13 protein-coding genes are annotated in these 12,394 nt (G+C 69.5%); 6 read left to right on the forward strand and 7 right to left on the reverse strand.

From position 1 onward, the window contains the following. Positions 1-251 precede the first annotated feature (251 nt). Entirely contained in the window at positions 252-779 is a 528-nt protein-coding gene (locus ON30_RS34880; RefSeq protein ID WP_040714702.1) for a carboxymuconolactone decarboxylase family protein, read from the forward strand. Positions 780-984: 205 nt separating this feature from the next. Here ON30_RS34880 and ON30_RS34885 read toward each other — a convergent pair whose 3' ends face one another. From ON30_RS34885 to ON30_RS34895, 3 genes are read right to left on the reverse strand one after another with little or no spacing between them, the layout of a single operon-like run. Further along, a complete protein-coding gene (locus ON30_RS34885; RefSeq protein ID WP_040714637.1) occupies positions 985-1,770 on the reverse strand; it encodes an enoyl-CoA hydratase in 786 nt (261 codons plus the stop codon). Between the two features lie 10 nt (positions 1,771-1,780). Then, positions 1,781-2,959 carry an acyl-CoA dehydrogenase family protein gene (locus tag ON30_RS34890; RefSeq protein WP_040714639.1) on the reverse strand — a complete coding sequence of 393 codons (1,179 nt, stop codon included), beginning with the start codon at positions 2,957-2,959 and terminating at the stop codon, positions 1,781-1,783. After that, on the reverse strand, positions 2,943-3,941 hold the full coding sequence (locus tag ON30_RS34895) for an acyl-CoA dehydrogenase family protein (RefSeq protein WP_040714641.1): 999 nt from the start codon (positions 3,939-3,941) through the stop codon (positions 2,943-2,945). The genes ON30_RS34890 and ON30_RS34895 overlap by 17 nt, the downstream gene beginning before the upstream one ends. 172 nt (positions 3,942-4,113) lie before the next feature. On the opposite strand from ON30_RS34895, the gene ON30_RS34900 reads away from it, so the two are divergent. After that, complete coding sequence (locus ON30_RS34900; protein WP_040714643.1) at positions 4,114-4,767, forward strand: TetR/AcrR family transcriptional regulator; 654 nt, start codon at positions 4,114-4,116, stop codon at positions 4,765-4,767. Between the two features lie 43 nt (positions 4,768-4,810). Further along, entirely contained in the window at positions 4,811-5,635 is an 825-nt protein-coding gene (locus ON30_RS34905) for an acyl-CoA thioesterase (protein ID WP_040714703.1), read from the forward strand. An 8-nt stretch (positions 5,636-5,643) separates the two neighbouring features. Here the strand turns inward: ON30_RS34905 and ON30_RS34910 are convergent, their stop codons facing one another. Genes ON30_RS34910 through ON30_RS34925 form a run of 4 tightly spaced genes read right to left on the reverse strand, consistent with a single transcriptional unit; the run spans position 5,644 to position 9,840 of the window. Further along, positions 5,644-6,411: an enoyl-CoA hydratase/isomerase family protein gene (locus ON30_RS34910; protein WP_040714645.1), complete on the reverse strand. Its 768-nt coding sequence runs from the start codon at positions 6,409-6,411 to the stop codon at positions 5,644-5,646. Position 6,412: 1 nt separating this feature from the next. Continuing rightward, positions 6,413-7,501 (reverse strand): acyl-CoA dehydrogenase family protein, encoded by a 1,089-nt coding sequence (locus tag ON30_RS34915; RefSeq protein WP_040714646.1) that lies wholly within the window; start codon positions 7,499-7,501, stop codon positions 6,413-6,415. Then, entirely contained in the window at positions 7,488-8,387 is a 900-nt protein-coding gene (locus ON30_RS34920) for an acyl-CoA dehydrogenase family protein (RefSeq protein ID WP_040714648.1), read from the reverse strand. Before ON30_RS34920 ends, ON30_RS34915 begins: the two co-directional genes overlap by 14 nt. After that, a complete protein-coding gene (locus ON30_RS34925) occupies positions 8,365-9,840 on the reverse strand; it encodes a class I adenylate-forming enzyme family protein (protein WP_040714649.1) in 1,476 nt (491 codons plus the stop codon). Before ON30_RS34925 ends, ON30_RS34920 begins: the two co-directional genes overlap by 23 nt. Positions 9,841-9,914: 74 nt before the next feature. Here ON30_RS34925 and ON30_RS38300 point away from each other — a divergent pair, with 74 nt between their 5' ends. From ON30_RS38300 to ON30_RS34940, 3 genes are all read left to right on the forward strand, one after another. Continuing rightward, on the forward strand, positions 9,915-11,084 hold the full coding sequence (locus tag ON30_RS38300; protein WP_040714651.1) for a ferredoxin--NADP reductase: 1,170 nt from the start codon (positions 9,915-9,917) through the stop codon (positions 11,082-11,084). A gap of 79 nt (positions 11,085-11,163) precedes the next feature. Beyond that, positions 11,164-12,018 (forward strand): SDR family oxidoreductase, encoded by an 855-nt coding sequence (locus ON30_RS34935; protein WP_040714653.1) that lies wholly within the window; start codon positions 11,164-11,166, stop codon positions 12,016-12,018. Continuing rightward, positions 12,015-12,341 carry a hypothetical protein gene (locus ON30_RS34940; protein ID WP_040714654.1) on the forward strand — a complete coding sequence of 109 codons (327 nt, stop codon included), beginning with the start codon at positions 12,015-12,017 and terminating at the stop codon, positions 12,339-12,341. The genes ON30_RS34935 and ON30_RS34940 overlap by 4 nt, the downstream gene beginning before the upstream one ends. Positions 12,342-12,394 lie beyond the last annotated feature (53 nt).

Genomic DNA, 12,394 nt, shown 5'->3' on the forward strand with positions numbered 1-12,394 from the left:
GCGCGGTCCCTTCGAGAGTCCGGTCGGCAGCCCGACGAGCGCCACGGCCGGAGGACGTCAACGGCAGAGAATATGCCTCTCGTTGCTGAATATGAGATTTCCATACGGGCGAGCGGGCGTCAACCTGCGAGCGCGGGCAGCGCGACGGAAAAAGGGCGGACGCACCGCCGGCGGCGCGCGTTGACACGGCCATCTCCGTATGAAAACCTGAAGTAGCTATTGCGAGAATAGCATTCTCCTCGGAGGTGTCGATGCGACTGCCGCCCTTACCCGCCGACGAATGGGACGAACGCAGCCGCGCCGCACTGCGCTCCCTGCTCCCCCGCGAGCGCCGCGACCCCGCCGGTGCGGGACCCGCGATGTCCACGCTCGTACGTCATCCCGACCTCACCGAGGCGTTCCTCGGCTTCGGCGTGTACCTGCTGTTCCGGTCCAGCCTCCCGCCGCGGGTGCGCGAACTGGTCATCCTGCGCGTGGCGCACCGGACGCGATGCGCCTACGAATGGGCCCACCACGTGAAGATGGCCGCCTCGGTCGGCCTGGACGAGGACGACATCGCCGCCGCGCAGGCGGGCAAGGCCGACGACCCCTTCGACCACGCGGTGCTCACCGGCGTCGACCAACTCTGCGAAGGCGCGAACCTGTCCGACGAGATCTGGTCCGCGCTGCGCACCCACCTGAGCGAACAGCAGACGATGGATTTCGTCTTCACCGTCGGGGGCTATTCAACGCTGGCGTTGGCGTTCAACACCTTCGGCGTCGAACCGGACGTCCACTGAGCCCAGAGCTCCCACGTCCGCCCGGCCGACAGCTCAGAGGTCACCGAGCCGACGGCTCCGCGATCCCTCAGGCCGACGGCGAGACCCCTCGGGCCGACGGCTACCGGGACCGCTGGGCCGCGCACACCGAGCGTCCACCGCGTCCACGCAAACAGGAACCGGCGGCGACTCCGTTGTCGCCGCCGGTCCTTTTGCCGCCGGGGCCCTATTCGATGGCGGCTTTCATCTGGTCCAGATTCACCAGGATCGGATATCCGTTGACGCTCAACGCGTTTCCGTGTCCGGTCTGGTGGACGTCGAACACCGACTGGATCGCGGCGTAGAAGCCCTGCACGTCCAAGGTCTGGTTGACCGCGCGCTTGGCCTGACGCAGGCCGAAGGGCGGCATGGCGGCGATCCGGGCGGCCAGCGCGGCGGTTTCGGCGTCGAGGTCCGCGCGCGGCACCACCTTGTTCACCATGCCGACCTGTTCGGCCTCGGCGGCGGTGACGGCGCGTCCGGTGAACAGGATCTCCTTGGCCTTGCGCGGTCCCAGTTCCCAGGTGTGGCCGTGGTATTCGACGCCGCCGATGCCCATCAGCACCACCGGGTCGGAGAACTGCGCGTCCTCGGCGGCCACGATCAGATCGCACGGCCAGCACAGCAGCAGTCCGCCCGCGATGCAGCGACCCTGGACCGCGGCGATCGACGGCTTGGGCACATTGCGCCACCGCAGCGAATACTCCAGGTAGCGACGGGTTTCCAGGCCGTAGATGCGATCGAGGGTGATGGTGGACGGGTCCGGCCACGACTTGTCGTTGAGGTCGTGCCCCGCGGAGAAGTGCTTGCCCTCGGCGCGCAGCACGATGACCGCGACCGCCTCGTCGTCGGCGGCGCGCCGCCAGGCTTCGTCGAGTTCGTCGAGCAGCGCGCCGTTCTGGGCGTTGGCGGCCTCGGGCCGGTTCAGGGTGATGGTCGCGATCTTGTCGGCGACCTCGTAGCGGATATACAAATCGGGCTCCTCAGCTCCGCGGAAGGCCGAGCACGCGCTCGGCGACGATATTGCGCTGGATCTCGGAGGTGCCGCCCGCGATGGTGCCGGCGAAACTCCGCACGTAGCGCTCGAACCAGCCGCTGACGAAATGGTCGTTGTTCAGCGGATTCAACGGCCCGCTCAGCGCCGGATGACGCAAACCCTCGATACCGACCGCCGAGAGCGCGTGTTCGGAGGCGCTCTGCACCGCCTCGGAGCCGAGCAGTTTGAGCACCGACAGCGCGGCGACGTCCTGTTCGCCGCGCGCGGCCTTGGCCAACGCCGCCGAGCCGAGCAGGCGCAGCGCCTGGGTGTCGAGCACCAGTCGGGCGTAGTGGTCACGGTCCAGCGTGGTGACGGGATGGAAGTCGGCGACCAGGTCACGCAGGCGGTCGGCGAAACTGAGCCACAGCAGCGTGCGTTCGTGTCCGAGCGAGCCGTTGGCGACCTGCCACCCGCCGTCGAGCGGTCCGACGAGGTTGGCCGCGGGCACCCGGGCCTGCTCGAAGAACACCTCGTTGAAGTCCAGGTCGGCCGGGTCGCAGATGGAGGCGAAGGGCCGCCGGGTCACCCCCGGGGTGTCGGTCGGGATCAGCAGCACGCTGATCCCCTTGTGCTTGGGTTTGTCGGGATCGGTGCGCACGAAGGTCAGCAGGACGTCGGCGTCGTGGGCGCCGGAGGTCCACACCTTCTGTCCGGTGACCACGAAGTGGTCGCCGTCGCGGACCGCGCGGGTGCGCAACCCGGCCAGATCCGAGCCCGCGCCCGGTTCGCTCATCCCGAGCGCCGCGGTGATCTCGGCGCGCAGGATGCGGCGCGCCCAGCGCTGTTTCTGCTCCTCGGTGCCGAAGGACAGCAGCGAGGCGGCGATGATGCCCAACCCCTGCGGGTTGAAGCTGTGGTAGATCCGCCGCCGCGACAGTTCCTCCAGGTGCACATACTGTTGCAGGATCGAGGCGTCACGGCCGCCGAATTCCGGCGGATTGCCCGGCAGCAGCCATCCGTGCTCGAATTGCGTGCGCTGCCACTGCCTTGCCCATTCGGGCATATCCGCGCTCGATATCGGGCGGTGCGCGATGGCGGTCGCCTCGTCGGGCATGTGGGCGGTGAGGAATTCGACGAATTCCGCGCGGAACTCCTCGACCTCGGGCTCAAAAGTCAGTCGCACGGTACTCCTCGGCGATCAGTGCGCGGTGCTCGGCGGCGCCGCCGAGCAGCAACTCGCCCGCCTTCGCGCGCTTGAGCGCGAATTGCAGGTCGTTCTCCCAGGTGAAACTCATCGCGCCGAACAACTGCATGCCGTGGCGGAACACCACCGACTGACACTCCCCCGCCGCCGCTTTGGCCATCGAGGCGGCCAGTCGCGCGCGCGGGTCGTCGGTGGCGATGGTCAGCGCGGCGAAATAGCCCAGGGCGCGGGCTCTCTCGATCGCGATGTGCATGTCGACGGCCTTGTGTTTGACAGCCTGGAAGCTGCCGATCGGCACACCGAACTGGGTGCGTCCGGCCACGTGTTCCAAGACCAGGTCCAGCACCCGCGCGCACGCGCCGACCATGGTCAGCGCGAGTCCGGTCAGCGCGGTGTTCCTGGCGCGGCCGGTGCCGGGGGCGACCCGTCCCGCGTTGCGCAGTGGCACACCGGCGAAACTCACCTCGGCCAGGTGCAGCGCGGGATCGAAGGCGGGTTCGCGCCGGACGGTCGCCGCCGCGGCCGGGACGACGAACACGCCCGCCGCGGTGCTGACGGCCAGCCATTCGGCGCGGTCGCCGTCCAGGACGTGGCGCGCGGTGCCGTCGAGCACCCACCCGGTGCCGTCGTGATCGGCCTCGACACCGTCGTACACGGCGGCTGCCGGTGCGCCCTCGAGGGCGAAATCCGGTGCCAGCGGCACGAATCCGGTCATCGTCGCCAGGTAGGGGGTGGGATCGGTGTGGCGGCCCAGTTCCTCGAGCACGATGGCCAGTTCCACCGCGTCGGCCGGATCGGTCAGGTCCGTCCAGCCCTGTTCGACGTAGGTCCGCCACAGCGGATCGGTCGAAGTCTTCTTGTCCACGACCTCGCGCACGAGCGCGGCGGGGCAATGTCGATCGAGAACCTCGCGCACGGTCCGCTGCCACAGTCTCTGGTCGGAGTCGAACTCCAAGAGCATGCCGGATTGCCTCCTCACAGGCCCGAATGAACCTTGCGAGAATAACATTCTCACAATGTGAAAGTCTACGTCTCGACTTGGGCAACGCGACGCTTCGGAATCGTCAATCGAGCGCGCCGCTCCGGTACAGTGCATCCATGCCGCCATCCGAAGACCGAAGGGCGAGGCACCCGTGAGCAGCCCGAGCGAAGAGCCCGCATGGAAGCAGCGCGCGGTCGAGCGATCATTGCGCTCGGCCAAACTGCGCGCCGAGGAACGCGTGCAGCGCTTCCTGGACGCCGCGCAGGCGATCATCACCGAGAAGGGCACCACCGACTTCACGGTCCAAGAGGTCGTCGACCGCTCCCGGCAGTCGCTGCGCAGCTTCTATCTGCAATTCGACGGCAAACACGAACTGCTGCTGGCCGTCTTCGAGGACGCGCTCGCCCACACCGCCGAACAACTGCGCGCGGCCGCCGAGGGGCAGACCGACCCGCTCGAACGCCTCCAAGTGGTGGTGGAGTTGCTCTTCGAGCTGTGCAGACCGGACCCGTCGGCCCAGCGCCCGCTGTTCACCGACTTCGCCCCGCAGTTGCTGGTGTCGCATCCCGCCCAGGTCAAGATCGCGCACGCCCCCATGTTGTCGCTGTTCACCGAACTGATGGAACAGGCCGCCGACGCGGGTCAGATGCGCAAGGGCGCGAACGTGCGACGGGTGGCCGCGATGGTCATGCAGACGGTGATGTTCATCGCCCAATCCGCGGGTGCGGCCGATGAACAAACGCAGAAACCCATTTCCGCGGCGGAGGTCTGGGAATTCTGCGCACAAGGTTTCGCCGCCAAATGATAATGGCGTTCTCACTTCGGAGAACATGATCTACACTGAGTTCATGGCCGATCTGTGGACCGATCTCGTGGACTGTCTGCGTCTGCGCCCGCTGCCGGATACCGACGCGGGCGAAGCGCTCTTCGAAGGAACGAATCAACATCTCGAATACCACCGGGTATTCGGCGGGCAACTGCTCGCGCAATTCCTGCGCGCGGCGGCCGAACGATTCCCCGATCGCGCGGTGAAGTCGATGCACGCGACCTTCGCCCGGGAAGGTCGCGCCGACACCCCGATGCGCTACCGCCTGCGCACCCACCACGCGGGCCGCTCCTTCGCCACCGTGACGATCCTGGCCGAGCAGGGCGACACCGTGGTGGCGACGGCGTCGCTGTCGCTGCACACCCCGGAGGACGGCCCCGCGCGACAGACCGTGGAACCGATCGAGGCCCTGCCCGGAACCGAGTTCACGCGGGACTGGTCGCTGCTGCCTTGGGAGATCCGCGCCACCGACGACCTCGACGACACCGGCACGGCCCCGGCGGAATTCGCCTTCTGGATGCGCACCCCCGAGATCGCCGCCGACTTCGCGCCCGCCGTGGCCGCCTACGCCACCGACCTCACGCTGATCGGCACCGCCCTGCGGCCCGTGGACGGCTACGCCCAGAGCGGCAACGGCACCGCCTTCCTGTCGGCGGTCACCTCGCACACCCTGTGGTTCCACCGCGAATTCCGCGTGGACGACTGGCTGCTGCTGCGCCAGCACAGCCCGGTCCTCGCGCACGGTCGCTGCTTCGGCCGCGGCGACATCCTCACCGCGGCGGGCACTCTGGTGGCTTCCTACGCCCAGGAGGCCCTGCTGCGGCTACCCGTCCCCGCAGCCGGGTAGCCGTCGGCTCAGGACCGTTTGGCCGTCAACTTCGCGATGGTGGCGTGGAAATCCGCCGACTGGAAGGTCAGGTCCTCGGCGATGTTGGCGTAGTCGAGGGTGGCCAGCACCGCGCGCTCGAGATGCAGGTTCAGCATGCGCTTGGTGCTCTCCACCGCCTGCCGCGGCAGTTCGGCGACCCGCTTGGCACAGGCCAGCGCCTCGGCCAGCGGGTCGGCGACCACGTGGTTGACCAGACCCATCTCCCTTGCCCGCTCCGCGGAGATCTTCGCTCCGGTCAGCGCGTACTCCTTGGCCAGCAGCAGACTGGTGTGCAGCGGCCAGGTCAGCGGACCGCCGTCGGCGGCCACCAGACCGACCTGCACGTGCGGGTCCTTCAGGTAGGCCGTCTCGGCGATGTAGGCGACATCGCTGAGCGCGACCAGGCTGCATCCGAGCCCGACCGCGGGACCGTTGACCGCCGCGATCACCGGAACGCGGGTGCGCACCATCCCGAGCACGAGATCGCGTCCGTGCGCGATCGTCTTGGCGCGCAACGCCGCGTCACCCCCGAGTTCGGCCAGATAGGCGAAATCGCCGCCCGCGCTGAACGCCGTGCCCGCGCCGGTGAGGACCGCGGCGCGCGCCTGATGATCCTCGTTGAGCTGCGGCCACAGCCGCGCGAGCCCGGTGTGCAGGGCGTCGTTCACCGCGTTCAACGCCTCGGGGCGGTTGAGCGTGATGACGCGCAAGGGGCCGTCGGCCTCGACCGTGATCTCTGCGGGCAGGTCGTACATGTCAAACTCCTAGTCCGAGAATGCGAGCGGCGATGATGTTCTTCTGGATCTGGGAAGTCCCGCCCATGACGCTCTGGGCACGGCTGTAGAAGTAGGCGCCGAGCAGTTCCTCGTCGGCGGTGCCCGTCACGGCCAGCGCCGCGTGCCCCACCGACTGCTCGACCCAGGTCATGAGCAGTTTGTCCAGCGAACCCTCGGGGCCGTGCGTGACGCCGTCGAGCTGTTCGGAGAGCCTGCGCCGCACGTGCAGGCGCAGCATCTCCGATTGCACCGCCGCCCAGCGCAATTCCTCGGGCGCGTCGGCTCCGGCGCGGGCGGCCAACTGCCGCACGATCTTCCGGTATCGGGCCGCGTACCCGAGGGTCGAGGGTTCGCGCTCGTGCCCGACGACGGTCATCGCCAACTTCCAGCCGTCACCCGGCCCGCCCACCATCTGGTCGGCGGGCACGCGCGCCCCGTCGAAGAGGACCTGCCCGAATTCCTTGGTGACGCCGCTGATCATCCGCAGCGGACGCTGTTCGATGCCGGGCTGCTTCATCGACACGACGAAGGCCGAGAGGCCCTTGTGCCGAGGCACATCCGGGTCGGTGCGGGCCAGCAGCAGGCACCAGTCGGCGACATCGGAATAACTGGTCCACACCTTGTGGCCGGTGAGCACGTACTCGTCGCCGTCGCGCACCGCGGTGGTCCGCAGCGACGCCAGATCCGACCCCGCGTCCGGTTCGCTGAAGCCCTGGCACCAGCGCTGGGTGCCGTCGATCATGCCCGGCAGGAACCGCAGTTGCAGCGCCTCGTCGGCGTGCCTGCCCAAACCTTGCACCAGATAGCCCAGACTCGGGCGCGGCGGCGCGCCCGCGACGGCCAGTTCCTCGTCCAGGATCACGTCGTAGACGGGCGGCAGTTCGTGGCCGCCGAACTTCTTCGGCCACGACAGCCCGAAGAACCCCGCCCCGTACAGCGCGCGGTGCCAGTCGCCCTGGCGCGCCCAGTACTCGTCGCCGGAGGTCGGGAAGGCGCCCGCGTGCTCGGCCAGCCAGACGCGCAGCCGCGACCGGAACGCCGCCTCCTGCGCTGAATCACGAAAGTCCACAGTCGATCTCCTCCAGACGAACGGGGAACAGTTCGGCGGAAACCAGCGCGCGGCGCAGATACAAATGCGCCGTGCACTCCCAGGTGTTGCCGATGCCGCCGTGCACCTGGATCGCCGTCTCGCAGATCGTGCGGGCGGCGCGGGCGGTGTAGACCTTGGCGATCCGCGCCGCGTGCAGCGCCGGTTCGGGCGCGAGTTCGTCGACCGCCCACGCCGCGTGCAACAGGGTGCTGATCGCCCCTTCGATCAGCGCCCGACTCTCCGCGAGCAGATGCGCCACCGCCTGGTAGTCGCCGATCGGATGTCCGTACTGTGCACGCACTTTCGCGTAAGCGACGGCGGTGTCCTGCGCGCCGCGCGCCACGCCGAGCAGGTCGGCGGTGGTCACGGTGAGCGCGAGCGCGGTCCAGCGTGTCAGGCGTTCCTCGTCCACCGCGGCCAGATCCTCGAACGCGCCGCCGGGACGCGCGGCGCGCCGGGTGAGATCGGTTTCGGGCGCCTGCGCGCCCACCGCGACGGCGCGCAACCTGCCGTCGGACACCGTCACCGCCCTGGTCCGGTCACGCGCGTCGACGATCCGGTCGCCGAGGGCCACGGTCCAGCGGTCGGCATCGGTCTCGCCGAGCAGGTCGTGGGCCAGCACCGGCCCCAGGAACGGTACGTCGACCAAGGCACGGCCGAATTCCTCGGCCACCAAGGCGACTTCGACGCCCGAGGCGCCGTCGGCGCGCAATCGGCGCAGCCCCGCCGATTCCACCGCTTTCTCCAGGCGCGCGACGCGCTCGCCGTCCTCGAGGTCGGCGACCGACCCGGGGCCGAGTTCGGCGCCGATCCGGGCCGCCGAGGCCCGCAATTGGCGTTGTTCACTGGTCAGACGGGTGTCCATGGCGCTCCTTGAGTACGCGGCGCAGCACCTTGCCCGAGGGCAGGCGCGGGATCTCCGGGACGAACACCACCCGGCGTGGCTTCTTGTAGGTGGCCAGGCGGTCGCCGACGAAGGCGACGACCTGGTCCTCGGTGAGGTCGCCGTCGGTGCGCACGGCCGCGACGATGGCCTCGCCGTCCGCGCCGTCGACGCCGAACACCGCGCAGTCCTGGATGTCCGGGTGCCCGTGCAGCACGGCCTCGATCTCGGCGGGCGCCACCTGGAAGCCGCGGACCTTGATCATCTCCTTGAGGCGGTCGGTCAGGCGGATCCAGCCCTCGGCGTCGACGTGGCCGACATCCCCCGTGCGGTACCAGCCGTCGTGGAACGCGCTCGCCGTGGCCTCGCTGGGCAGGTAGCCGGACATGAGCGAGTCGGCGCGACACTGGATCTCGCCGGTCTCGCCGGTTCCGACGACCTCGCCGGAGTCCACCGACACCACCCGGATCCGCACGCCCGGCGCGGCTCTGCCGACGCTGTCCAACCGCGGTTCCGCGCGCGGATTGCACGCGATGACGGGCAGTTCGCTGGCCCCGTAGGCGGGCAGCCAGCCGACTCCCGTTCGGCGGGTGACGGTTTCGGCGACACTCGCGGTCACCGGGGTCGCGCCCCACATGATGTAGCGCAGCGAACTCAGGTCGTAGGACTCGAGATCCGGATGCGAGGCCAGCGCGAGGGCGATCGGCGCGACGGCCATCTCGACGGTGATGCGCTCGTTCTGGATGCAGTCGAGCATGGTCTTCAGGTCGAAGCGCCGGTGCAACCGCATGCCCGCGCCGACCCGCAGCGCGGTGAGGATGTTGAGCAGTCCGAGGATGTGCGAGGGCGGGGTGGCGATCTGGAGTCGGTCGGAGCCGTCGAGTCCGAGCACTTCGCGCCACTGCTCGACGGCCGCCTCGAGCGAGGCGTGGGTGTGGCGCACCGCTTTGGGCATGCCGGTGGTGCCGGAACTGAAGACCAGCACCGCGTCGGCGGCGGGATCGGTGCCCCGCGGGCCCGCCGCGGGAGGGCCGCCCACGGAGAAGACGTTCGGGCCGCCGCCTACCGAGAACACCCCCGGATCGTCCGCTTTCGGCGCGATCGGCTCGTCCAGCGAGCGGGTGGGCAGCAGTTCGCCGAGGACCGCGCAGTCCCCGACGCCGTAGCGCGGTGAGGTCAGCGCCAGCGCGTGCGCGACCTCGGCCACCTTCCAGGCCGGACTGATCAGGACCACGGCCGCGCCGAGACGCCAGATCGCGAGGGTGGCGATGACGAATTCCGGCCGGTTGGACGACATGAGCGCCACCCGGTCCCCTGGGCCGACGCCGCGCACGGCGAGGTCGGCGGCCAATCCGGCGGCGAGGTCGTCGAGTTCGGTACGCGCGTAGGACCGGTCCTCGAAGACGAGTGCGGTCGAACCACTCCAACCAGACATTGAGAAGATCCCATCGTATGAGTGAGAATGTAATTCTCACACTGACAGAATAGTAATACCAAAGGAGGCGATCGATGGCGAGACCCGCGATGTTCCAGCGCGCCACGGTGACCCGGATCGTCGAGGAGAGCGTGGACGCCCGCACTTTCGTGCTGCGTCCGCACGACGACCCCATCACCTACCAGGCCGGACAGTTCTGCACCTTCCGCATCGCGGTCGACGGTCGGACGCTCTACCGGTCCTACTCGATGTCGAGTTCCCCCGAGCACGACACCGAACTCATGACCACGGTCAAACGCGTCCCCGGCGGCGCGGTGTCCAACTGGATGCACGACAACCTCGCCGAAGGCGACGAAGTCGAACTCAGCCGCGCCGCGGGCCGCTTCTGCCTGCGCGAAGCCGACACTCCGCTGCTCGGCTTCAGCGGCGGCAGCGGAATCACCCCGATCCTGTCGCTGACCAAGACGACCCTGCACACCACCGCGCGACGCGTCCGACTGCTGTGCGCCGACCGCGACGCCGGTTCGGTCATGTTCGAGGAGGCGCTGACCGACCTCGCCCGCCGCTTCCCGGGCCGCCTCGAGGTGGTGCGTCACCTCGATTCCGCGAGCGGCTATCTGGACGAAGCCGCGATCCGCGCCTTCACCGGTGCGGACGGCCACGGCGACGCCTACGTGTGCGGACCCGAGGCGTTCATGGACCTGGTGGAGAAGGCGCTGCCCGGACCAGGGGCGATCTACAGCGAACGGTTCGGCGGGCCCGCGGTCGCGAGCACCCCGACAGCGGGCCGCACCGCATCCGCCGGCACCGCATCCGTCGACACCGTCGCGCCGCCCACAGTCGGCTCCGGCGCCACACCGGTTCCGACCGACCCCGCCACGGTTGCCATCACCGCGTCCGACGCCCCAACGGATCCCGCCGGCTCGGGGCAGGCCGCGCCCACCCGGACCGCCGCACCGGCGGTTCCCGAGGCGGGCACGGTCACCGTCATCCTCAACCGGAAGAAGCGGACGGTGCCGCGCAAGGACGGCGAGACCCTGCTCGAGAGCGCGCGCCGGGCCGGTCTGACGCCGCCGTTCTCCTGCGAGGCGGGCAATTGCGCGACCTGCATGGCGAAGGTCACCGACGGCCACGCGACGTTGCGGGTCAACGAGGCGCTGTCCGACGACGAACTCGCGGACGGCTACGTGCTGACCTGCCAGGCGGTGCCGGACACCGAATCGATCACCGTGGACTACGAGTGAGAAGTGGCGCTTGCCATCAATGAGAATGTCATTATCATTCAAAGCGAACGATGATCTCGTCGACCGACCGGAGGCCGCCATGCCCGAGCCGCAGCACGCACTGACCGACCGCACGCTGGTGATCTCCGGCGCCAGCCGCGGCATCGGCCTGGCCATCGCGGTCGCCGCGGGCGCGCAGGGGGCGAACGTGGTGCTGCTGGCCAAGACCGATCAACCGCATCCCCGCCTGCCCGGCACCGTGCACACCGCGGTGGCCGAGGTGGAAGCGGCGGGCGGTCGGGCGGCGGCGGTCGTCGGCGACGTGCGCGACGAGGACACCGTGCGTCGCGTGGTCGACACGGCCCTCGAGCGGTTCGGCGGCATCGACGTGTGCGTCAACAACGCGAGCGCCATCGCCACCGAACCCACCGAGCAACTCTCGGCCAAGAAGTTCGACCTGATGATGGACATCAACCTACGTGGCACGTTCCTGCTGACCAAGGCGTGTCTGCCGAGTCTGCGGGCCTCGGCGGCCGCGCGCGTGCTGACCGTCGCGCCGCCGGTGAACCTGAATCCGCGCTGGTTGGGCGAACATCCGTCCTACACGCTGTCCAAATACGGTATGACGCTGCTCTCGCAAGGGTGGGCCGCGGAATACGCCGACACCGCGAACATCGCCTTCACCTGTCTGTGGCCGCAGACCTTCATCGCCACCTCCGCGGTCGCCGCGCTGCCCGACGGCGACCGGCAACTGGCCTCGGCGCGCAGTCCGCGCATCATGGCCGACGCCGCGGTGGCCCTGCTGACCCAAGCGAGCGCGAAGGTCAGCGGCAAGTGCTACCTCGACGCCGAGGCGCTGACCGAATTCGCCGGGGTCACCGATTTCGCCGACTACGGCGGCGGCGCGGACCCCACCCTCGACCTGTTCCTGGATCGACCGAAGGACCCGAGATGAGCCCTGCACCCTTCACCGGTTTCGCCGCACCCGCGCGCGGGCCCGAGGTCCGCACCGCCCGCCGAGCCCGCACACCCGACCCGCGGCGCACCGTCGCGGGCCGACGCTGGTGGGAGACGCCCGCGCCCGCCGAACGCCGCGCCGAGGTGGAACGCGTCGAGGTCCGCGAAGTGCTCGACTTCTTCGAGAAGTGCCCGCGCTGCGGCTATTTCGCGCAGGCCACGGTGACCGTCTCGACCTTCGCCGACGGTCGCGCCGAAGCCACCCTGCGCCCCGCCTGCGGTCTGCCCTGCGGCTGGGAAGGCGAACCGCGCACGCGATGACGCCCCTCCCCCACCCCGCCCGTCATCCCCGAGGAATCCCATGGCCTATGTGA

This window comes from Nocardia takedensis NBRC 100417, assembly GCF_000308695.1.
In the GTDB taxonomy this organism is placed as follows: Bacteria; Actinomycetota; Actinomycetes; order Mycobacteriales; family Mycobacteriaceae; genus Nocardia; species Nocardia takedensis.

Excerpts from the sequence above, each read along its gene's own strand:
- ON30_RS34880 (WP_040714702.1), top strand. The coding sequence starts at position 252 with ATGCGACTGCCGCCCTTACCCGCCGACGAATGGGACGAACGCAGCCGC.
- ON30_RS34895 (WP_040714641.1), bottom strand. The coding sequence starts at position 3,941 with ATGCTCTTGGAGTTCGACTCCGACCAGAGACTGTGGCAGCGGACCGTG.
- ON30_RS34905 (WP_040714703.1), top strand. The coding sequence starts at position 4,811 with ATGGCCGATCTGTGGACCGATCTCGTGGACTGTCTGCGTCTGCGCCCG.
- ON30_RS34910 (WP_040714645.1), bottom strand. The coding sequence starts at position 6,411 with ATGTACGACCTGCCCGCAGAGATCACGGTCGAGGCCGACGGCCCCTTG.
- ON30_RS34920 (WP_040714648.1), bottom strand. The coding sequence starts at position 8,387 with ATGGACACCCGTCTGACCAGTGAACAACGCCAATTGCGGGCCTCGGCG.
- ON30_RS34925 (WP_040714649.1), bottom strand. The coding sequence starts at position 9,840 with ATGTCTGGTTGGAGTGGTTCGACCGCACTCGTCTTCGAGGACCGGTCC.
- ON30_RS38300 (WP_040714651.1), top strand. The coding sequence starts at position 9,915 with ATGGCGAGACCCGCGATGTTCCAGCGCGCCACGGTGACCCGGATCGTC.
- ON30_RS34935 (WP_040714653.1), top strand. The coding sequence starts at position 11,164 with ATGCCCGAGCCGCAGCACGCACTGACCGACCGCACGCTGGTGATCTCC.
- ON30_RS34940 (WP_040714654.1), top strand. The coding sequence starts at position 12,015 with ATGAGCCCTGCACCCTTCACCGGTTTCGCCGCACCCGCGCGCGGGCCC.